Source organism: Bartonella bacilliformis Ver097, from assembly GCF_000709795.1.
In the GTDB taxonomy this organism is placed as follows: domain Bacteria; phylum Pseudomonadota; class Alphaproteobacteria; order Rhizobiales; family Rhizobiaceae; genus Bartonella; species Bartonella bacilliformis_A.
The window spans coordinates 164,079-187,234 of sequence record NZ_KL503802.1 but is presented as its reverse complement, the minus strand read 5'-3'; the positions used below and the strand labels follow the sequence as shown (position 1 = coordinate 187,234).

The following is a 23,156-nucleotide window of genomic DNA, read 5'->3' as shown; positions in this document are numbered from 1 at the left end:
TCAGAAAACTGCAGAAATATTAGCACCACGCAAAAATGTTGTGCTATCAAGAATTCTACTACCGGCTCTTTGGAGGTGAGTTATTTCTATTCGTCCTTGTCCACAATGGATAATCAAATGTTTAGCTTCTATTCGACCGATTCCAAGAGAATCTCCTGTGACTAAGCGACTGCCAAGAATTTTTACCCGTTCTGGCTTGCCACCGATAGTCATTGTGCACCAGCAACCAGGATAGGGAGAGAGCGCGCAGATATGTTTGTGAATAACTTTTGCCGATTTTGTCCAATCAATTTGGGTTTCTTCTTTTTTAATTTTGGAGGCATAAGATACGCCTTCGAGTGATTGCGGGGTCAATGTAAGTTGACCTTTTTCAAGAGCAGATAAAGCTTCTACGATGAGTTCTGCTCCCATATGTGAAAGTTTGTCTGACAGTTCAGCCGTGGTGATATTTTCAGTGATAGCAATAGAACGAGACAAAGCAATGGGTCCTGTGTCAAGCCCCTCATTCATTTGCATAATCATCATGCCAGTTTCTTTGTCACCAGCCATAATTGCACGCTGAATAGGTGCTGCACCACGCCAGCGTGGTAATAATGAAGCATGGGCATTAAAACAACCAAAACGTGGTGCTTCGAGGATAGCTTTTGGTAGAAGTATTCCATAAGCAACAACGACAGCAGCATCGATCGATAGGGCTGCAAATCGTGCTTGCTCTTCATCTGTTTTAAGACTTTGAGGGGTAAAAACAGGAATGGATTTTGCTTCTGCGGCATTTTGAACAGGTGAAGAAATTAGTTGAAGACCTCGCCGTCCTGCTGGGCGTGGAGGTTGGCTATAAACAGCTACAATATCATGACCTGCGTTTAACAAAGCATGTAAAACAGGAACAGCAAAATCAGGTGTTCCCATAAAACTTAGTCGCAATGCCATTTACAAAATTTCTTTCTTTATATTATTTTCTTTTGCTCGTTTTTCAAATTTGCGTATCACCATATTACGTTTAATCTTTGAAAGGTGATCAATAAAGAGACAGCCGTTCAAATGATCAATTTCGTGTTGAAGACAAGTGGCCAAAATATTATCTGCTTCAATTTCTTTTTGTTTCCCTTCGCGATTTCTATAACGAATACAAAGGCGTTTAGGGCGCTCAACTTTTGCAGAATATCCAGGAATAGAGAGGCAGCCCTCTTTGCAAATATTGCGCTCATTCGACAACCATAAGATTTCTGGATTGATAACAATAAGCGGATCTTTGGGAATATCTGGTCCAACAATATCTATAACCAACATACGCAACGGGATACCAATTTGGATCGCAGCAAGGCCAATTCCTTGAGCATTATACATGGTTTCCAACATGTCATCAGCAAGTTTTTGAATAGTGGAATCAATATGCTCGATAGGTTTTGAAATTTCACGGAGAATGGGGTCAGGTAAAATAACTAAAGGTTTTATTGGCATGGTTATAATTTAATCAATGGTTTATAATGGGTCAATATTTAATCGAACTGTTTCATAGGTTTTTTTACAATAAAACCGCTATATTTCTTTTTATGTTTGATTCGTTTTTTTCTTTCATATCTTCTGGTGATCATTGGAGTGAATTTATGGCTATGCCTTTATTAATTGGCATAGGACTCTTTGTTATCATACATTCTTATCGAAAAAAGGCACTGTTGGAAAGTGAAGTAGCTGAACGTGCTCGTGAAACGCAAATGCAGATGGCTACGTTGCTGAAAACACAGGCTGAAATGCAAGGACGTATGCAAACAATAGCAGAAATCTTTGGTCAAAGACAAGTAGAGTTGAATCAGTCTATTTGTGAGAGGCTCAATGGAATGACAACCAATTTAGGCCAAACCCTTCAGGTACAGACACAGTCTACTCATGAGAATTTGACTCGCTTACAAGAACGTTTAGCAGTTATTGATGCAGCGCAAAATAATATTCAATCGCTTACAGGGCAGGTTATTCAATTGCAAGCTATTTTAAATAATAAGCAAACGCGCGGCATTTTTGGTCAGGGACGGATGGAAGCAATTATTGCTGATGCTTTGCCAGCTAATGCTTATGTTTTTCAAGCGATTCTTTCAAATGGAAAGCGACCAGATTGTCTCATTCATATGCCCAATAAGGCACCAGATCTTGTTATTGATGCTAAATTTCCTTTAGAAGCTTGGAATGCAATACAGAAAGCTTCATCGTCTCAACAACGTCAAGAAGCTGAACGCCAATTTCGCACCGATATGGATGTCCATATTCGCGATATTGCACAGAAATATTTAATTCCTGGTGAAACACATGATACAGCTTTTCTTTTTGTGCCATCGGAATCAATTTTTGCAACAATTTATGAAGAGTTTGAGCCATTGGTGCAAAAAGCTAATCGGGCGCATGTTATCATTGTATCACCATCTTTGTTGATGTTATCTGTTCAAGTTGTACAAACTATTATGAAAGATGCAAAAATGCGGGAACAAGCGCACTTAATTCAGTCAGAAGTAGCTAAATTGATAGAAGATTTTGAAAGAATGGATGTACGTGTCCGTGCTTTACAGAAGCATTTTTACAAAACAAGTGACGATATTGAGGCGATTTTAACATCATCTTCGAAAATTATGAAACGTGCTAACCGTATTGAAGCCTTTGAATTAAAGGAGGATGATCCTCTTTCAACATCGGTGACAACTCATGCACAGTCGAAAATTATTGCATTCGATTGATGAAGAATAAAAAAGCTCTCAATAAAGTATATTTTAATCATTTGATTGGTTAATGAGAGTTTCTGAGTATCGATACTTCTTTTTACCGATTGACAAAAGGAACAAGAATGATGCGGCGCTTTTTATTTTTGGGAGTATACGTTTTTCTTTTGGGTGGTTGTTCAACAAAACCTCCTATGCACACAAATAATGCTTGCGCTGTTCTAGCTCAAAAAGATGGTTTTTTTGAAAATTGGAGAAAAGCGTCTAAAAAAGCAGAAACGCGTTATGGGATTCCAATGCCCATTATTCTTGCGACGATTCGTATGGAGTCAAATTTTCGTCATAATGCACGTCCTCCACGTACGAAACTTTTGGGTTTTATTCCATGGAAGCGCTCTTCAACAGCTTATGGTTATTCACAAGCGCTTGATGGTACATGGGAAGCCTATCTTCGCTCTACAGGACAGTCTTTTGCAAGGCGTACTAATTTTTCTGATGCCGCTGATTTTGTTGCTTGGTATCATCGTCAAAGTGTTCAGCGGAATGGTGTTAAGCATCATGATGCCTATAATCTTTACTTAAATTATTATATGGGGCATGGTGCTTATGTGCGCAGCAGAGGTCTTGGAAATGCGAAAGCAATAAGAGCAGCGCAGAATATGGAGAAAACAGCTATACTTTACGATCAGCAATTAAGAGTGTGTGGGCAACGCTAGAGGATTATGAAAATATTGCATCATTGCGTATTTTTGAGAATTTTCCATATTTTCTGTCGATAATGTTATAGAGTGACAAAAGTAATGCATGTAGCAATAACTGAGATTAAGTGCAGTTTTTGATAGCAAAAGTGCGTGATATTTCCAAGTAAGACGATAGAAATTCAATGGCTGAAAAAAGAATAAAATCACTAAAGGTGCAAGACATTACTAAAACATTATATAGAGAAGATGAAATTTCAGAAATATTTCGTCGCTTTTCTATTCAGCGTCCCACGCCTGAAAGTGATCTTACATATACCAATGTTTTTACTCTTTTGGTAGCTGTTGTTCTTTCAGCTCAAGCTACAGATGCTGGTGTTAACAAAGTGACGCAAAAATTATTTCGTCTTGCTGATAGACCAGAAAAAATGGTTGCATTAGGGGAAAAAGGAATTGCACATCATATCCGTGCCATTGGTCTTTGGCGTGCAAAAGCTCGCAATATTTATGCACTTTGCTGTCTTTTGATTGATCAATATGGTGGTCACGTACCTGACAATCGTGAAGCACTGATGGCACTTCCTGGTGTAGGGCGCAAGACAGCTAATGTCATTTTAAATGTTGCTTTTAGTCAGCCTACTATAGCTGTAGATACGCATATTTTTCGTCTTGGAAACCGCCTTGGTTTGGCGCCAGGCACAAAACCAGAAATGGTTGAAGAAAAGTTGGAGAAGATTATTCCATCTTGTTATATGCGTTATGCGCATCATTGGCTTGTTTTGCATGGCCGTTATATTTGCAAGGCACGTAAAGTACAATGCACACAGTGCATCATCGCGGATCTTTGCAAAGCAGCAATCAAAACAAATGTAATTCCAGCGCCTTTGGTTGAAATTAAAGGCAATGGGGCACCAGTTTTTTTTCAGTAGATATTGCTATTTTATATATACTAGCTTATAAAGAGGATTTCGATCCGCCCGGCAGGGCATGCCGTGGCTGTTCAAGTGCTTATTCAAGCTTTGGTCAGCTTGATTAAATTTAGATATATGGAGTAGCAAAATGCCCAAAATGAAGACCAAATCATCCGCTAAGAAGCGGTTTAAAATCACTGCGACAGGTAAAATTAAGGTGGCCGCTGCAGGTAAGCGTCATGGCATGATTAAGCGTTCTAATAAGTTTATTCGTGATGCACGTGGAACAATGATTCTCGCTGAACCCGATGCTAAAAAAGTCATTCAGTGTTATTTGCCGAATGGGCTTTAAGCTTTGCGTTTTTGATTTTTAGGAGATTATCACATGGCACGTGTAAAAAGAGGTGTGACAGCTCACGCTAAGCACAAAAAAGTTTTAAAGCAGGCTGAAGGTTTTTACGGTCGTCGTAAAAATACTATTCGTGCAGCTAAGGCAGCAGTTGATCGTTCAAAGCAATATGCTTACCGTGATCGCAAAAACAGAAAACGTACCTTCCGTGCTCTGTGGATTCAGCGGATCAATGCAGCGGTTCGTATGGAAGGTTTGACGTATGGACGCTTCATTGATGGTTTATCGAAAGCTGGTATTGAGATTGACCGTAAGGTTCTTTCTGATATCGCTATTCATGAACCTGTAGCATTTTCTGCTTTGGTAGCTTCTGCAAAGAAGGCTTTAGAATATTTGAAAGATACAACGCCTAATGCTTTCGAAGGAGCTGTTAAGTAAGCTAGTCGCGTTTTCTTAAAGCATTCATTTTTGGGATCCCGCGCTGGTTGTTGCTGGTGCGGGCTTTTTTTGTTGAAATAATAGGCAGGGATATGAGCGATATTGAGCGTCTAGAACAGGAAATTTTTTTAGCTTTAGAAGCTGCGTGCAATGAACAAGAACTTGAAGCCGTACGTATTGCAGTGTTAGGCAAAAAAGGCAGCATTTCTGAACGATTAAAAGCATTGGGAAATATGAGCACTGATGAGCGTCATAAAGTTGGGCCAGCACTTAATGGGTTAAAAAAAGTTGTTTTAGAATTATTAGCGCAAAAGCGTGATATTTTTAAACGCCAGGCAACGGCTTTGCGCCTTTCCCAAGAGATGGTGGATGTGACTTTACCTGTTCGCTCTTCACCTATGGAGCGAGGTCGCATCCATCCTATTTCGCAAGTTATTGATGAGCTCATAGCTATTTATGCGGATATGGGTTTTTCTATTGCAGAGGGGCCAGATATTGAAACAGATTATTATAATTTTACTGCGTTGAATTTTCCTGAAGGTCATCCAGCACGGGAAATGCATGATACCTTCTTTTTTGGTAAAGATGCAACAGGGGATCGGAAGGTGCTGCGCACGCATACATCGCCAGTGCAAATTCGCGTAATGGAAAAAAAACAGGCACCAATACGTATTATTATTCCTGGAAAAACCTACCGTATGGATTCCGATGCAACGCATTCACCGATGTTTCATCAAGTGGAAGGATTGGTGATTGATAAAACTTCTAACATTGCCCAGATGATGTGGATTCAAGAGACTTTTTGTAAAGCCTTTTTTGAAGTGTCATCAGTGAAGATGCGTTTTCGTCCGTCTTTTTTTCCTTTTACTGAACCATCCATGGAAGTCGATATTCAATGTGATCGTTCTGGTTCAGAAGTGAAATTTGGAGAAGGGCATGATTGGTTAGAAATTTTAGGGTGTGGTATGGTGCATCCTCAGGTTTTAAAGAATGTTGGTTTTGACCCAGATGAATATCAAGGATTTGCGTGGGGCATGGGTATTGATCGTATTGCTATGTTAAAATACGGCATGCCTGATTTACGTGCTTTTTTTGATGCTGATCTGCGTTGGTTAGATCATTATGGCTTTCGCTGTTTTGATATACCCACCCTTTTTGCTCGTTTGGGCAATGTGTGATCTTGTAACAGTTTTCATGTGAGGTTTTAAAATGAAATTTACATTGTCCTGGTTAAAGGATCACTTAGAGACAAATGCATCTTTGGATGAAATTTGTGATAAATTAACGGCAATTGGTCTTGAAGTTGACCATGTTGATTGTGCTTCTTTAGAAGGTTTTGTTATTGCAAAGGTTTTAACAGCTACTAAGCATCCTGGTGCCGATAAATTACAAATTTTGTCTGTAGATATGGGGGCTGGTACACCTATACAAGTTGTTTGTGGAGCAAAAAACGCGCGTGTTGGGCTTGTTAGTGTGCTTGCGTTGCCAGGCACTTATGTTCCTGGGTTGGATATTACATTATCTGTTGGTAAAATCCGTGGTGTTGAAAGCTTTGGTATGATGTGTTCACAGGAAGAGCTAAAGCTTCCAGATATGCATGATGGAATTATTGAACTTCCCGAAGATGCTCCTATTGGGGCACAATTTGCAACCTATGCAGGATTAGATGATCCGGTTATTGATGTTGGTTTAACACCTAATCGTTCTGATTGTACTGGCGTTCGTGGAATTGCTCGTGATTTAGCGGCAGCTGGAATTGGGCGATTGAAAGAATTACCTTTGCCACAGTTGACAGGCTCTTTTGAAACATCAACTCAGGTTTCTTTAGATTTTTCATCTGGTGCATCATTATGTTTAGGTTTTGCTTGGTGTGAAGTGCGCAGTGTAAAAAATAGTACATCGCCACAATGGATGCAACAACGCTTAATTGCAATTGGTTTGAGACCAATTAATGCACTGGTTGATATGACCAATTATATGACTTTTGATCTTGGTCGTCCACTGCATGTATTTGATGCGGATAAGGTAAAAGGGGCTTTAAAAGTCCGTCGTGGTTTTAAAGGAGAACAACTCCAAGCACTTAATGGCAAAATCTATAATTTAGGACCGCAAAATTGTGTAATTGCAGATGATGAAGGTGTTGTTTCTATTGCTGGTATTATGGGGGGTGAAAGAACAAGCTGTGATGAAATGACACACCGTGTCATTATTGAATCTGCACTTTGGGATTCACAAAATATTACACAAACGGGTCGAGCCCTTGGATTGATGAGTGATGCACGTTATCGTTTTGAACGAAGTGTTGATCCCGCTTTTATGAAATCAGGGCTTGAAATTGCAACAGAATTGGCTTTGCGTCTTTGTGGTGGTGAAGCATCGATGATGCGGGTTATTGGGTATCAGAAGCCAAAAACTAGACAAATTGTTTTTCCATTTTCTGAAATTAAGCGTTTAACTAATTTAGAAATCGATCATGGACAAGCTGTAACTATTTTGACACAGCTTGGATTTAGCGTTGCAGGAGAAGGAGATGTCGTTACGGTTACAGTACCAACATGGCGCTCAGATATTGTTGGTAAGGCTGATTTAGTAGAAGAGGTCATGAGGATTTATGGGTTGGATAAGATTGAGCCTATGCCGTTGGAAAATTTTGTAGAGGTAAAGAATAAAATTCTAACATTTTCGCAGGTTTGCTCACGTTCTGCTCGTTGGGCTTTAGCATGTCGGGGTATGATGGAGGCTGTAACTTGGTCATTTATTTCTGAAAGTCAATCGTGTGCTTTTGGAGGGGGGCAAGCGCAGCTAAAATTAGCAAATCCTATTGCAGCAGATATGTCGGTTATGCGTCCGTCTCTTTTACCTGGTTTGCTTATGGCTGCACAGCGAAATGCTGATCGTGGTTTTGTAGATCTTGCTTTGTTTGAAATCTCAAATATTTATGAAGGTGATACACCGGATAAACAACAGTGCGTTGCTGCTGGTATTCGTCGTGAAACAGAGAAATTTGAAGGGGCTGGGCGCTTTTGGGCTGGAAATGCCAAAGTAGTTGATGTTTTTGATGCCAAAGCAGATGCATTTGCTGTTTTAACAGCGTGCGGTGTGGATGTGAGCAAGGTACAGATTGAGGTTGGAGCACCTAATTGGTATCATCCTGGTTGTTCAGGTATTATTAAACTTGGACCAAAGATCATTCTTGGTTTTTTTGGGACTTTTCATCCTGATACGCTAGAAACATTAGATGTTAATGGTTGTTTATGTGGTTTTGAAATTTTCCTTGATCGAATTCCTGAACCAAAGAAAAAGGTAACAAAAATCCGTCCTGCTTTAAAGGCATCTCCTTTCCAAATGGTACGGCGTGATTTTGCGTTTGTAGTTGATAAAACAGTTTCATCTTTTCTGATTATTCGTGCTGCGAGTGCAGCAGATAAAAAGCTTATTCATTCAGTGCAAATTTTTGATCTTTTTGAAGATTTAATGCTTGGTGAAGATAAAAAATCTGTCGCGATTGAAGTTGCAATACAACCTGTTGAACGAACTTTGACAGATGAAGATCTCGAAGTTCTTGCATCAAAAGTGGTAGACAATGTTACCAAAATGACAGGTGCATGTTTGCGTGGTTAATTAGTGTAATTTGCAGAGCTGATTATTTTTAAAATTGGTTATTTTATGAATAGGGAGCATTTTCAAGAGCTCTCTATTATTTTTAAGCATTTAAGAAATAAGTATTAAGGGCTTAAATTTTTTCATACTGATAAGAACTTATTAAAATCATAAATATTTTTTCAGGTAATTTAAAAGCTATTATTTAAAGAATAGCTTTCTATTGCAACAATGTATATTAGCTGCTATTTATAAATTTAAATGCAAATCATTTGCAATAGAGAGAAATCAATGAAAATAAAAGCGTTTTTTACCACAATTTTTTTAAGCACAATCTTTTTAATTCCAGGTTTAGCTTTGAGTGCTAATAAATTTAAGGCTGTGACAACCTTTACGATTATTGCTGATATGGCGCGTAATGTGGCAGGTGACATTGCTGATGTTGAATCGATCACTAAACCAGGTGCTGAAATTCACGAATATCAACCTACACCACATGATCTTATGCGTGCGCAGGGAGCTAATCTTATATTGTGGAATGGATTAGATTTAGAACTTTGGTTTGAAAAGTTTTTTCAAAATATTGAGAATGTTCCAAGTGTTGTCGTTTCAAAAGGTGTTGAACCTATTAAAATTGGCGAAGGGCCTTATAATGGTAAACCAAATCCTCATGCATGGATGTCACCGATTTCAGCTTTAATTTACGTTGATAATATTTGCGATGCTTTTGTAAAATATGATCCTAAAAATGCGGCTATTTATGAAAAAAATGCCGAAATCTATAAGCAGAAGATCCGCTCAAGCATTGATCCAATCAAAACTGAATTAGAAACCTTACCAGAAGACAAACGCTGGCTTGTAACCAGTGAGGGTGCATTTAGCTATTTGGCCCGTGATTTTGGTTTGAAAGAACTTTATTTGTGGCCAATTAACGCTGATCAGCAGGGAACGCCGCAGCAGGTGAAACATGTTATTGATATGGTTCGCAAATATAATATTCAAGCGGTTTTTTCTGAAAGCACTATTTCTGATGCACCTGCTAAGCAGGTTGCCAAAGAAACAGAGGCTAAATATGGCGGTGTTCTTTATGTCGATTCACTAAGTGAGGAAGATGGTGAAGTCCCTACTTATATTGATTTATTACGTGTTACGAGTGCGCGTATTGCTCATGCTTTATCAGATGGGTTTAAAAGTCAATGATTAAGTCTGAGATTGAGCCTGGAATATTTGCTCAAGGGATCAATGTGACTTATCGCAATGGGCATACAGCTTTGCGTGAAGTGAGTTTTGAAAGCCCAAAGAGTTCTATTTCCGCGCTTGTTGGGGTTAATGGCTCAGGGAAGTCAACGTTATTTAAAACAATAATGGGATTTGTGTGCCCTTCAAAGGGGAAAATTCGTGTTTTTGGTTTGCCGGTTGAGAGGGCTTTGAAGAAAAATCTTATTGCTTATGTTCCCCAGAGTGAGGATGTGGATTGGAATTTTCCTGTACTCGTTGAAGACGTTGTTTTGATGGGGCGATATGGTCACATGAATTTCTTTCGTTATGTGAGAAAGCAAGATCATGAAGCTGTTCGTGTTGCGTTGGAACGTGTTGATATGTTGGCTTTTGCAAAACGTCAAATTGGTGAGCTTTCTGGCGGGCAGAAAAAGCGTGTTTTTTTGGCACGTGCTCTTGCACAGCAGGCAAAAGCTATTTTACTAGACGAGCCATTTACAGGGGTTGATATTAAAACAGAAGATAAAATCATCGCTTTGTTAGAAGATTTGCGTAAAGAAGGTGCTGTCATATTGGTTTCTACGCACAATCTAGGTTCTATTCCTGAATTTTGTGATCGCACAATTTTAATAAAGGGAACTGTTTTGGCTTGTGGGCCAACAGAGAAGGTTTTTACTCAGGAAAATCTTGAAAAAACTTTTGATGGTACTTTGCGACATCATATTTTTAATTTCCAGGATGCAAAAAAAAGTCATAGTGCTACAGAGAACAAAAATCCTACGTTTCTTGATAGCAGCAATCAAAAGCTGGAACCTCTGTCATGATTGCTTGGTTGCTTGAGCCATTTAGCTACCAATATATGGTTAATGCAATGTGGGTTTCAGGGTTGGTTGGGTGCGTTTGTGCTTTCCTTTCTGCCTTTTTGATGTTGAAAGGTTGGTCTCTGATTGGGGATGCGTTATCCCATTCGATCGTACCTGGGGTAGCTGGAGCTTATCTTTTAGGATTACCTTTTTCTCTTGGTGCTTTTTTTTCTGGTGGGTTAGCTGCAGTGGTGATGTTATTTTTTCATCATCGAACAAAGTTAAAAGAAGATACCATTATTGGTTTAATTTTTTCCTCTTTTTTTGCTCTTGGATTATTTCTTAAGTCACTAAAACCAATGGCTGTTAATATTAATACAATTGTTCTTGGGAATATTTTAGCAGTCAGTTCGTCAGATATTATACAGTTAGCTTTTATTAGTTTTATTTCTCTCTTTATATTGCTCTTAAAGTGGAAAGATTTATTGGTTTCTTTATTTGATGAAAATCATGCACGTGCCATTGGGTTGAATGTAAAGTTGCTTAAACTTCTCTTTTTTACATTGCTTGCTGCTTGCACGATTGCGGCTATGCAGACGGTTGGAGCTTTTTTAGTTATTTGTCTTGTGGTGACACCAGGAGCAACGGCTTATCTTTTAAGTGATCGTTTTATAAATCTTCTGATGATTGCGGTGGTGATTGGAACACTAACAAGTATGCTTGGCGTTTATGTTAGTTATTTTTTGAATGCACAAACTGGTGGCGTTGTTGTGCTTTTTCAAGCGTTTTTATTTATGATAGCTTTTATTTTTTCTCCTAAATATGGTTTTATTGCTGCGCGCTTACGCATAAGAGAAGCAAAAAAGATGTGTTAATATCATGATTGATCAGTTACTCCTTCCTTTTCAGTTTTCTTTTATGATTAAGGGTATAATAATTACTATTATTATTGCTATTCCAATGGCTATGCTTTCTTGTTTTCTTATTTTGAAAGGATGGGCGCTTTTAGGAGATGCAATTTCTCATGCCGTTTTTCCTGGTGTTGTTATTGGCTATATAATGACACCGTGGGTGATAGCGCTTTTGTCTTTTTTGCCGTTTTCTTGGTTTCAGCATGTGCGCCCAGCTAATATTACAATGATTTTAATTACTTGTGGCGCTTTTATCGCTGGCATGGTGTGTGCCATTGTCACAGGTTTTTTAGGGAGCAATAGTCGTATTAAACAGGATACGGTTATGGGTGTTGTTTTTTCATCTATGTTTGGTTTGGGGCTTGTTTTAGCCACAACAATTCATAGTCATTTAGATTTGAATCATATTTTATTTGGAAATCTTTTGGGTGTGAACTGGCTTGATATTATCCAGACAGCAATAATTGCTATGGTTGTCACTTTGATTTTGGGAACAAAATGGCGCGATTTTATGCTGTATATTTTTGATTCAGTTCAAGGACGTGCCATAGGATTGCGGGTATCGGTGCTTCATTATACCCTTTTAACATTAATTTCTTTGACTATTGTTGCGGCTTTAAAAGCAGTTGGCATTATTCTCGTTGTTTCTTTGTTAATTGCACCGGGAGCTATTGCGTATCTTGTTACTAAGCGGTTTTTTTCTATGGTTTGGGTCGCTATATTTATTGCGGCTTTTTCTAGTTTTCTAGGAATTTATCTGAGCTTATTTATTGGTTCTGATTCTGCTTCAACAATTGTATTGGTTTTAACACTAATTTTTATTGTTATTTTTGTATCGATCTTTTTTTGTCGGAGAATGGTGCAGGATATGTAACTATAATAAACCTGCGCATGATAGCCATGCATTTTTGTCTATTGTTATAATGCTTATCTCCCTTAAATATAAAACACCGGGCTGTTTCCTCCTAAAGTCTGGTAGATGAATGCAGTATTTTTCCTCCTAAGTACTACATTCGTAATCGTGATAAAAGGCTGCATTATAATTTGTTTATGCAGCCTTTTTTTCTTCAGTAATTATTTAATTTCATTCCTGTTGTATATTCCTTCCTTTTTTGGAAGAATGGTTTGGGATATTTGAGTTTAGCGAACCTGAGCATGGCAACTATGCGTTTTTGTCTGTTGTTTCTAGTTCTTGTTTTCCTTAATATAAATCACTAGACCAGGTTATTTTCCTCCTAATGCTTGGTGGATGGGTGCGGTTTTTTCATCCCAAATACTGCATCGTAATTAAAAAGCTGCATTAATTTATCATGCAGCTTTTTTTAACTTTCTAAATTGATTTTGATTGCCTGGAAATTTTGAAATAACCAGCATAGTGTGTAAACTATTTTATATTTTTCCATTTTATCAAGGTGTACTCTTTGATGGATAATATTTAAGTAGTGGTTATTTGCCTATTTAATGACTAAAGAAATTCAGATAACGTTGTATTTCTTGAGGATTTCCAATAGTTTTTTCAGGATTATCTGAGAGTTTTACAGCTGGCCGACCATTCGCGCTGGTAACTTTGCAGACAAGAGAAGTAACGTCAAGATCTGCGATTTCTTGAGAAGCGCAGTTTGAGAAATCATTGGTAAGGTTAGTACCCCATCCAAAAATCATGCGCACTTTCCCATGGAAGTGGTGATAGGTTTTTTCAATTGTATCTACATCAAGGGCATCAGAAAAAATCAACAATTTTTCCTGTGGTTTTTTCCCTTGTTCTTGCCACCATTGGATAATGCGCTCACCTCCTTCAATAGGTGGAGCACTGTCAGGTCTAAATCCTGTCCAATCCGCTACCCATTTTGGTGCATTTCGTAAAAATGCTTCTGTACCAAAAGTATCCGGTAAAACAATTAAGAGATTTCCTTCATAGTAGCGATTCCAATCTTGCAGAACTTGATAAGGTGCTTTGCGCAAATCATCATCATTATTGGTAAGAGCAGCAATAACCATAGGTAATTCATGTGCATTTGTGCCAAGTGCTTCTAAATCTGTATCCATGGCCAGAAGAACATTGGATGTTCCAGTAAAAGAAGCGCCAATTCCTTCTTTTAAAGCTTCAACACACCAACGTTGCCATAAAAAGGAATGACGACGCCTGGTTCCAAAGTCAGATATTTTAATATCAGGAAGTTTTTTTAGACGTTCAATTTTGCTCCACATTTTTGTTTTAGCACGAGCGTAAAGGACATCAAGTGCAAAACGACCAAGATTTTTCATAGCAGCACGAGAACGTAATTCGCTGATAATCGTTAAAGCAGGGATTTCCCACATGGAGCTGTAAGCCCATGAGCCATGAAAATGGAGTATATATTGGCCATCTTTACGGGATAATTCATAGTCAGGCAGTTGGAAATTTTCAAGCCAATGAAGGAAATCTGGTTTAAAAATTTTCTTTTGGCCGTAAAATGTATTGCCGGCAAGCCAAATTATTTCTTTTTTAGTAAAGCGCAAGCTAAGGGCGTGATCAAGCTGGGCGCGTAGCTCACTTTCATCGATATCGTCGGCAAGACGAATGGCTTTATTGCGATTGATAAGTGAAAAAGTAACATTAACATCGGGGTAAAGTCCCCAAATCATCTGTAACATAAGGAGCTTATAAAAATCTGTATCAAGAAGCGAACGAACAATAGGATCAAGTTTCCAGGTATGGTTGTAAACACGTTTAGCAATGTCAGTATGATTCATAATATTTTTTCTTTCAAAGATGATGAAGTCTAAAATTATTGCATACTCAATGTGTGTTATCATAAGCAATGAAAGAAGTATAATAATTCTATAATAAAACAATCTGATTGTTTTGTATGATACTCAAGATTTGAGGGTACGTATGATTTCATAGTGACCTGTTTTTTCAAGTTCTATACCTGTATCAATGTTGTATTCTTTGCCATTAATACTGAGGCTATCTTTTTTTGTTCTTTTGACTTTAATTGTATAAAGGGCATCATGAATCTTTATTGTTGCTTTATATTCAGGCCAAAAAGAAGGTAAGTGTGGGCGTAAAAATAATTGATTAGCCTGACGGTGAATCCCAAGAATAGTTTGTGTTGCTGCGTGATAGAACCAACCTGCTGAGCCTGTATACCATGTCCAGCCGCCTTGTCCACGGTATGGCTCAATAGCGTAAATATCTGCAGCCATGACATAAGGTTCAACACGATATATTTCAGGATTTTGGCCATGGGTTATTGGATTTATCATCGAAAGTAGGGTGTAAGCTTTGTCTATTTCACCTATTTCAGCAAGCGCTATAATGCTCCAAATAGCACTATGGGTATATTGACCACCATTTTCTCGAACGCCTGGTGGATAACCTTTAATATATCCTGGATTAAGGGTAGTTTCATTAAAAGGTGGCCAGAAGAGACGTAAAAGATTGCCTTTTTCATCATAAAGATGGTCAAGCATTGATGCCATTGCTTGTTTTTGACGATGAGGAGGGGCTATTTTAGAAATGACAGCCCAAGATTGGGTAATGCTATCAATTTGGCATTCAACATTTGTTTGAGCACCAAGGGGCATTCCATTGTCAAAATAAGCACGTCGATACCAAGCACCATCCCAACCATTCTTTTCTAGAGCTTCTGTTAAACGTTTAAGGTATAGACTCCAAGCTTTATAGTGTTTTTTGTCACCACGGTTTTTAGCGAGGGGAATAAATTGTTGTAAAGTGGCTCCAAGAAACCATCCAAGCCAAATGCTTTCACCTTTTCCTTCAATTCCAACCAAATTCATGCCATCATTCCAATCACCCCCTAAAATGAGCGGGAGACCATGTTGACCAGAGCGCTCGATAGCAAGATCTAAAGCTAAAGCACAATGTTCATAAAGTGTTGCAGTTTTTGAAGATTGCATCGATTGAAAATAAGCATCGTGTTGCTCAGCTTTCAGAGTATCTCCCTCAATGAAGGCAATGGGGATATCAAGGAATGCATATTCGCCAGTTGTATTGACATAATGAGCTGTTCCATAAGCAAGCCAGATGATATCATCAGAAATGAGCGTGCGAACACCAGCATTGGTATGAGGAATCCACCAATGCTGCACATCACCCTCTAAAAATTGGTGGGCTGCCGCGTTTAACAATTGTTCACGTGCCAGGTGTGGTTCAAGCAATAACAGAGATAAGCTATCTTGCAATTGGTCGCGGAATCCGAATGCACCGCTGGCTTGGTAAAAAGCTGCACGAGCTATCATACGGCATCCGTAAATTTGATAAGGGAGCCAATGATTGACCATGAGATCAAAAGAAGAATCCGGCGTTTTAACTTGTAGCGGGGCGAAAAAATCGTTCCAGTTTTCTACTTGTTCTGCAAGAAGAGCTTGAAAATCATCCATAGAAATTTGGTCTAATAATTTTTTGGCTTCTTGCATAGTGTCAGCACTGCCAAGATAGAATATGATTTCTTTTGTTTGACCTGGCAGCAAATCAATATCATATGCTAATACTGAACAGGGGTCGCAGCCTGCTTCAACTGTATTTGAAAGCGCTTCAGCTTTACGGATAGCGCAGGGATGTTGAACTGTTCCTGTTGAACCGATGAATTCTGTGCGATCCGTAGTAAAGCTGGTTGGCAATTGGGATGCTGATAAAAAAGTAACGTGTTGGGACTTTTCGAGGTGATAAGGATTTTGAACAAAATGTGCACCACGTTTGGGATCATGATAAGGAATAATAAAAGGGGCATATTTTGTACGGACATTACCCAAAACCCATTCGACATAGTTATAAAGGCGTAGATTGCGTGGTTTTTTCCCTTTATTTTTGATGGTAAGGCGGGAAAGTCGAATTGGCTTTTCGCGATGAAGTGTGTGAGTCAGTTCTAGTTCGATATCTGAATGTATAGATTTAAAAGTTGAAAATCCAAAACCATGGCAAGCTTCATAGACAACGTTATCATCACATTCAACAGCAGAAACTGGCGAAAAGCATTTTAAAGATAGACGGTCAATGAGATAAAGCGCTTCTCCAGGACAGTTAGAGACGGGGTCATTAGTCCAGGGAGTGAGTTGATAATCGCGGCTATTGTTAGCCCAGGTAAAAATTGTTCCCTCGGCTGATACATGAAAGCCGAAGCTGTGATTGGCAATCACGTTAATCCATGGATGTGGTGTGGTAGTGCATCCATTAAGGCGCACCACGTAATGGTTAAGAGAGTTAAAACCACCATAACCATTCCAATATTTGAGATCTTCACCATGGACAGGAGAGTATGATGACTTTTGTTGGCTGACGAGGCCAGGAGAAGAAAAATCATTTTTCTCAGATAATAAGGTTGTTTGCTTTTTTTTGTTGTGCTTGCTGTGGTTGAGTTGCTGACTTGATTTTAGATCACTCTTACGTAATGTTCGATCAGAATCAATATTTTCCATACGCTTGAGCTGTTCAGACAAAGATCCATTCTGAGCGTGAAGGATAATACGCGCTGATGCAAGGAGTGTTTTGAAACTTTGTTCACTTATTTGGTCACGCTGAAGAGTGAAGATATGTTGGCGCTCATTTTTTTCGTTGAGATGGTGACGGTAGGATTCACATGCCCATTCAATAGCGCGTTGAGTATCTTGTATATAGGAAATTGCCTGCTCATTCAGGATAACGAGATCAACGATTAATCCACGTATACGCCAATATTCATGAGCTTTTAGGAGTTCGCGTAATACAGTTATACCTGTTTCATTATCTAATCTGAGAAGGCAGATAGGATAGTCTCCTGAAATAGACATTGGCCAAAGATCAGATTGTTTTCCAAGAGTGTTTGCTAATATTTCAGGAGGAAGACGCCATGTTCTCTCAGGATAAATAAGGGGTGTTGCATATTTCTGATAAGTCATAGCTTCTTTGGGATGGATGTTGCTCTGATATAATGCAACTTGCGAGCGTGTCCATGCCATTGCGAATTCTCTTTGAAACATATTGGGTTGCCGATAATGTTCAATATGCTCATGCAATCTTTCTTTTGCATGAGCTGCGAAAGTCCAAAAGATGAGTTCTACTTTTTCATGTGCTGGAATTTTTACATAGCAACGGATAGAAATGATTGGATCAAGAACGCAGCCTTGATTACCACTGAAATGAGAATTTTTATCAAAGGCCGCTGGGCGATGAAGAGATCGACCACGGCCGATAAAAAGGCGGCGGTCAGTTTCAGCTTCTGCTTTTTGGATCATACCAGAGGTATCCATAACAAAATGAGCAATATGAATATCAGGCTCATCAGGAGCACGTTTGCGCCTTTTGGCAAAAATTGTTCTCCCTGAATCAGTGATTTCTGTTTCTATAAACATGCGTGAGAAAACAGGATGAGCACAATCAGTCTCTACTGTTGCAAGTGCTAATTCACCGTAAGAAGTAATTTCAATGAAGCGATCTTTGTTCGTTGTATTGATAAGTTGGAGGCGTCTACTTTCACCATCACCTTCGGAGGCAACAAGGCATTCAAGTGTTGATTTGATTCCATTAACTGTTTTCGTATATTCAGCTTTTTCATCTGTAAAAATGCTAATCATTTCTTCATCAACAACGCGTGTTGGTTCACCCGTGAGAGACCACCAACGTTTATTATGTATATCACGTAGGAAGAATAAAATGCCTTGTTGATCTTCTGTAGAATCAGGGATAAAGCGCGTGATATTATAGTTATACCAGCGGCTATAACCTGAGCCGTTGGCTGTTAACATTGTGAAATAAGCACCATTCGATAAGAGCAAAGTTGCACGGGGCTTGAGAAGCGGATTCGTAATAATGCGTGTAGAGGTATCATCAAATTTCTCAAAATCATTGCGCATAGGATTGGCAACTTTGGCGTGAATGACGGGAATTTGGTGTGGTGCTTTTTCTTGTAATAACAATTGTACAGCTTTAATCGCTGGATCACGGTGAAAACGATTGCGCATCCGTTCTTCAAAAATGATATTGTTGATAGCAAGAATGGACATGCCATGGTGGTGTGCATAATAATTGCGTACAATGGCATATTTTTCTCCTTTTTTCACACGTGAAGGAGTAAAATCAATAGAGTCATAATAACCATAAGTTCCTAAAGCTCCAAGATTACGCAAGCGTTTTAAATTTGTTACAGCTTGGGTTGGCATATATTGTGCGGCCAAAAGGCTGGCATAAGGAGCAATGACAGCATTACGTGATAGGCCACGCTGAAGCCCAAGGCCCGGAGCACCAAAATTAGAATATTGGTAATTCATTAAGTGATCACGAGCATTAAATGCAGCTTCTGAAATACCCCACGGAAGTTTCCGTTTACGAGCGTATTGCATTTGATGATGGATAATTAATCGGTTAGTTTGATTGAGTATTGACCCTAAAGGTTCATGCATAACGAGAGAAGGCATAAGATATTCAAACATGGATCCCGACCATGATAATAAAGCACCTTTCCAACCAATTGGGATAAGAAATCGGCCGAGATGAAACCAATGTTTGAATTTAATATCACCTTTAGCAATAGCAAAAAGGCTTGAAAGGCGTGCTTCTGAAGCTAAGAGGTCATAACAGCTTTCATCGAGTTTATTGTCTTGAACACGATAGCCGATGGATAAGAGTTGTCGTTCAGGCCGTTCCAAAAAATCAAATTTCATATCAAAAGCTATTTGCCGTGCCTTTGCAGCTAAGATATTGAGTTTTTGACACAATTTTTCGGTATCATAGCGCTCAGTAGTTTTGTGATTATGGGCTTCGCAGGTCTCAATAAGGTATTTGGCCCAAGATAGTGCATGAGCAGATTGTACTGTTTGAATTTCTTGATCAAGTTGATTTGTTAGATGCCCGATATTGTGGGCAATAGGCAATAGGCTGAGAAGAGAATCAGTTATTTTTTCTGATTTTTCTATGAGAGTACTGACGGCAGTATGAAAATTGATGACTCGCTCTTCGATTTGGTGACGTAAAGAGTGTAAATTTTCTTGATTATTGGGAATTTCTTTTAAGGTGTCCTCAAGAATATCATTAACATCCAATAAGCCTAACAGATTATTCTGTGTAAAAATGCTGGGGATTTCAGCCCATTCATTTAAGGCTGAAGAAAGCGTAACTAAATGACCAGCAAGATTTCCGGAATCAACGGTTGAAACATAAGTTGGTGATAGAGGTTTGAGAGTATCTGTTTCATACCAATTATAGAGATGACCTTGAAATTTTTCCATTTTTTCAAGGGTACTCAATGTACGTTCAATACGTATAAGCGTCTCATTAAAGTTAATCCAACCAAAATCATGGGCAGCAATAGTAGAAAGAAGATAAACTCCAATATTCGTAGGCGATGTGCGCTGGGCAATAAGCGGTTTTGGATCCTCTTGAAAGTTATCAGGGGGCAAATAGTTATTACGCTCGTTAACAAAGGTTGCATAATACAGCCATGTCCTTCGTCCAATAAGCCGTAGAGTTCTTTTATCTTCTGAAGATAGTGTCAGAGTATCCTGAAATGTTTTTGGTTGGCTCACAAACCATGCAATAAAGGGTGAAAAGAACCATGCTAAGCCAAAAGGAAAAGCAATAAAGCTTGTTGAATTATGCAAAGATACGGGCAATGCTACGGCGAAAAAACCAATAAGTGATGCTGGCCACATTGTCAGGGTATAAAATTTTAGACTGTTCGGGATTGATTTTGTTGCAGCCGATGTTTTCCATTCAAGGAGATGGTCTTTTGAAATGAGCATACGGTAAAGCGTGCGGATGATCGCGTCGGTCATAAAATAAGCTGAATGGGCTATAAATGCTGTTTTGAGGAGTATATTGGCTATCGTAGAAACAATGCTACTCACAATTGATTGGATTTGTCCGCGTAAAGAATATTCAATACCAGGCGGTGTAAGTGATCGAAACATTCCTAAAATCGGGGAAACGAATAGACTGAGTAGCAAGAATGTTTGCCAAATAGTTGCTGTCTTTAATGGTAGAATAAACCATCCTATAATTGTAGCGATTAGCCACATGAGTGGTGTAAGAGAGCGGCGCAGATTATCCTGCATTTTCCAGCGTGTTATAAGGTTAATGTGACGATTCTTAAAGAGATAAGGCAATAATTGCCAATCACCGCGTGTCCAACGATGATGGCGAGCAACATTAACATTATAAGCTGTAGGATAGTCTTCAATTACTTCTACATCGCTAACTAGCGCAGCACGTGCATAGCCACCTTCTAAAAGATCATGACTGAGAACAGCATTTTCTTTGATTTTGCCAGCCAGTGCTTGTTCAAATGCATCAATATAATAAAGACCTTTTCCGGTAAAAGTGCCTTCTCTCAATAGATCTTGGTAGATATCAGAAACAGCAAAGACATAAGGATCAAGACCACGATTGGTAGAAAAAACACGTTGTAGAATAGATGTTCCCTCTTCTGCTATGAGAGAAGGTGTAACACGGGGTTGTAAAATACTATAGCCTTTTACAACTGTTTTATGTTTAGGATCAAAAACAGGATGATTAAGTGGATAGTTAAGTTTACCAACTAATTTAGCAACGCTTTCAGGGGTCAGACTCGTATCCGAATCCAGTGTCATAACGAAGCGACAATCCATGGGAAGATGAGGATCTGAAGGATAAAAACTGGTATTTTGATTCCCTCGTAATAAAAGATTAAGTTCATGAAGTTTGCCGCGCTTACGTTCCCACCCCATCCAGCATTTTTCACTGGGATTATAAAGCCGTCGGCGATGTAAAAGAAAAAATAAGGGGGTGTCATCTTTGTGGTAGCGATGGTTAAGTTTAGCAATATTTTTCTGCGCATAAGATAGAAGATCAAGATCTTCTTGCGTTTCTTCTTGTGGGGAATCTACCCAGTCTGTGATAAGTGCAAAATGAATAGCACCTTGTGGGTTAGAAAGATAATGGACTTCAAGATTGCGTATTTGTTCATCAATATAATCGCGTGATGTTATCAAAGTGGGAACAACAACCATTGTGCGTGCGTGTTTAGGAATACCCTCTTTATATTCATAACCAATCAGTTGGTTCGGTGGAATAAACCATGAAACAACAGTGTTGAAGAAAGAAAAAGCAGCATCCATAGCAGGAAAAAGCGCTAACATGGTGAAAAGAAGAGTCATGGATAGTGTGAGGCCAGAGGTTCGTAAGAAAGCATAAATTGCAAGCAAAAGAGCAAACGTTAAAATAGAGACAGGGATTGCAATCATTCCTGTCTGTAAACGGCTGTAGATGCGCATCCACTTCGTGAGAAAGGATGGATTATATCCGCAAGCTTTTTCAAAAATATGGCGTCCATCATCGACAAGATACCACCCAATAGAGCAATGCTTTTCAACGGAGGAACTGTTTTGATGAGAAATATATTCAAGAGAGGTTTGTGTCATCTCTACAGCTTTAAGTGTGACATCTAGTTCACTCAGAGGCGAATGACGTGCAATTTTTTCTATCACTTTTCGATAGGCATTACGTGAGTGAGAATCAATTTCAGAAAAGTCACTGTTTTCACGCAAAACAAGGTCTACAGAGCTGACAGTTTCAAACCATACTGTCCAGTCAATGTCATCAATAGTTTTGAGAGAACGAATAATATTGCCCATGGTGACACCGTCTGCTGCTTGACGGGTATGTTCATTGGCTGTTGTAATTTCTGGGCTACTGCCATGACGATACAAATTTTTTTCGAGCCATGTTAATGCTGTTGTTAAATCAATAGAGGAACCCCGAAGACGATAAAATAAATGGGCTGAAAAGGTCGAATCAGTGATTAACTTTTCATAAAAAGTGAAAAGAGTATATAATCTAGCTTCATCTTTTTTATCTTTTGCGAGAGCAATTTTATCGGCTGCTTGATTGGCACAATGGCGCATATGCTGAGCATGTTCAATATGCGATGAAAGACGGCGAACATTTTCAATTAAAATCATACGAATAATAGAGGGTAGAGCCCACAATTCGCCAATTTTTAAATGACAAACTTTTTGAAAGCCATTGACTATAGCCGTAAGTGTTTCTTGTGAAATTATGCTATCTGTATGGGCGATATAAAGCCAGGCTAAGGCAAAAATACGTGGAATTTCTGTTTTTTTTTCATAAGAAGGAAGCTGTTTTATGAATGATTTAGATAAGTTACAGCGTAGTTGTTGTATGGTTTTGTCGATGGTATAATAATTATCGATGAGCCATTGAGCAGAAGGTGCAATTGTCTCGTTGTTTCTGGCTGCAACATCACTGGTGCGAAAGGCGTGGAGAATGAGTTTAGAATTTTCAACCAATCGTTCACGAAAGTAGTTTTTTTCTTCATATTCGGGAAGTAAAATTTCTTGTCCAAAGGCCATATCATGGCCTAATTTATAGAGTTCTTCCTGCGATTTATAAGTCGAACGAATAGGAAAGTTGGTTTGAGAAAGAGAACCGATCTTTATTTGTCGGGAAAAGAGCCATTTCATGCACAATTGTTTGAGCACCATAATATTTTTGTTATTCAAAGATACAATCTTCCTTTTTATTCAATAGATTTTTAGTATTTTATCCTA

15 protein-coding genes are annotated in these 23,156 nt (G+C 38.8%); 11 read left to right on the top strand and 4 right to left on the bottom strand.

All coding sequences use genetic code 11. From position 1 onward, the window contains the following. Together fmt and def are read right to left on the bottom strand one after the other, a co-directional pair. The gene (gene fmt / locus H710_RS00770) at positions 1-930 is read right to left on the bottom strand and encodes a methionyl-tRNA formyltransferase (RefSeq protein ID WP_041848958.1); all 930 of its coding nucleotides are present in this window, start codon (positions 928-930) and stop codon (positions 1-3) included. After that, positions 931-1,461 (bottom strand): peptide deformylase, encoded by a 531-nt coding sequence (def, locus tag H710_RS00765; protein WP_041848957.1) that lies wholly within the window; start codon positions 1,459-1,461, stop codon positions 931-933. It lies immediately after the preceding gene. Between the two features lie 146 nt (positions 1,462-1,607). Between def and H710_RS00760 the strand changes: the two genes are divergently transcribed. From H710_RS00760 to H710_RS00710, 11 genes are all read left to right on the top strand, one after another. Then, positions 1,608-2,723: a DNA recombination protein RmuC gene (locus H710_RS00760; RefSeq protein ID WP_414946099.1), complete on the top strand. Its 1,116-nt coding sequence runs from the start codon at positions 1,608-1,610 to the stop codon at positions 2,721-2,723. A 110-nt stretch (positions 2,724-2,833) separates the two neighbouring features. Continuing rightward, on the top strand, positions 2,834-3,421 hold the full coding sequence (locus H710_RS00755) for a membrane protein (protein ID WP_041848955.1): 588 nt from the start codon (positions 2,834-2,836) through the stop codon (positions 3,419-3,421). A 167-nt stretch (positions 3,422-3,588) separates the two neighbouring features. Beyond that, a complete protein-coding gene (nth, locus tag H710_RS00750; RefSeq protein WP_041848954.1) occupies positions 3,589-4,332 on the top strand; it encodes an endonuclease III in 744 nt (247 codons plus the stop codon). Between the two features lie 130 nt (positions 4,333-4,462). Continuing rightward, complete coding sequence (gene rpmI, locus H710_RS00745; RefSeq protein ID WP_041848953.1) at positions 4,463-4,666, top strand: 50S ribosomal protein L35; 204 nt, start codon at positions 4,463-4,465, stop codon at positions 4,664-4,666. A gap of 33 nt (positions 4,667-4,699) precedes the next feature. Continuing rightward, positions 4,700-5,101 (top strand): 50S ribosomal protein L20, encoded by a 402-nt coding sequence (gene rplT, locus H710_RS00740; RefSeq protein ID WP_041848952.1) that lies wholly within the window; start codon positions 4,700-4,702, stop codon positions 5,099-5,101. A 92-nt stretch (positions 5,102-5,193) separates the two neighbouring features. After that, complete coding sequence (gene pheS / locus H710_RS00735; protein ID WP_041848951.1) at positions 5,194-6,279, top strand: phenylalanine--tRNA ligase subunit alpha; 1,086 nt, start codon at positions 5,194-5,196, stop codon at positions 6,277-6,279. 31 nt (positions 6,280-6,310) lie between these two features. Continuing rightward, entirely contained in the window at positions 6,311-8,722 is a 2,412-nt protein-coding gene (gene pheT / locus H710_RS00730) for a phenylalanine--tRNA ligase subunit beta (protein WP_041848950.1), read from the top strand. Between the two features lie 270 nt (positions 8,723-8,992). Further along, positions 8,993-9,901 (top strand): metal ABC transporter substrate-binding protein, encoded by a 909-nt coding sequence (locus H710_RS00725; RefSeq protein WP_041848949.1) that lies wholly within the window; start codon positions 8,993-8,995, stop codon positions 9,899-9,901. Further along, positions 9,898-10,743 (top strand): manganese/iron ABC transporter ATP-binding protein, encoded by an 846-nt coding sequence (locus tag H710_RS00720; RefSeq protein WP_041848948.1) that lies wholly within the window; start codon positions 9,898-9,900, stop codon positions 10,741-10,743. The genes H710_RS00725 and H710_RS00720 overlap by 4 nt, the downstream gene beginning before the upstream one ends. Then, the gene (locus H710_RS00715; protein WP_041848947.1) at positions 10,740-11,597 is read left to right on the top strand and encodes a metal ABC transporter permease; all 858 of its coding nucleotides are present in this window, start codon (positions 10,740-10,742) and stop codon (positions 11,595-11,597) included. Before H710_RS00720 ends, H710_RS00715 begins: the two co-directional genes overlap by 4 nt. 4 nt (positions 11,598-11,601) lie before the next feature. Continuing rightward, on the top strand, positions 11,602-12,507 hold the full coding sequence (locus H710_RS00710; RefSeq protein ID WP_041848946.1) for a metal ABC transporter permease: 906 nt from the start codon (positions 11,602-11,604) through the stop codon (positions 12,505-12,507). A 584-nt stretch (positions 12,508-13,091) separates the two neighbouring features. On the opposite strand, the gene pncB is transcribed toward H710_RS00710, so the two are convergent. Next, the gene (pncB, locus tag H710_RS00705; protein WP_041848945.1) at positions 13,092-14,366 is read right to left on the bottom strand and encodes a nicotinate phosphoribosyltransferase; all 1,275 of its coding nucleotides are present in this window, start codon (positions 14,364-14,366) and stop codon (positions 13,092-13,094) included. A 123-nt stretch (positions 14,367-14,489) separates the two neighbouring features. Beyond that, positions 14,490-23,069 (bottom strand): GH36-type glycosyl hydrolase domain-containing protein, encoded by an 8,580-nt coding sequence (locus tag H710_RS00700; protein WP_196295843.1) that lies wholly within the window; start codon positions 23,067-23,069, stop codon positions 14,490-14,492. Positions 23,070-23,156: the final 87 nt, after the last annotated feature.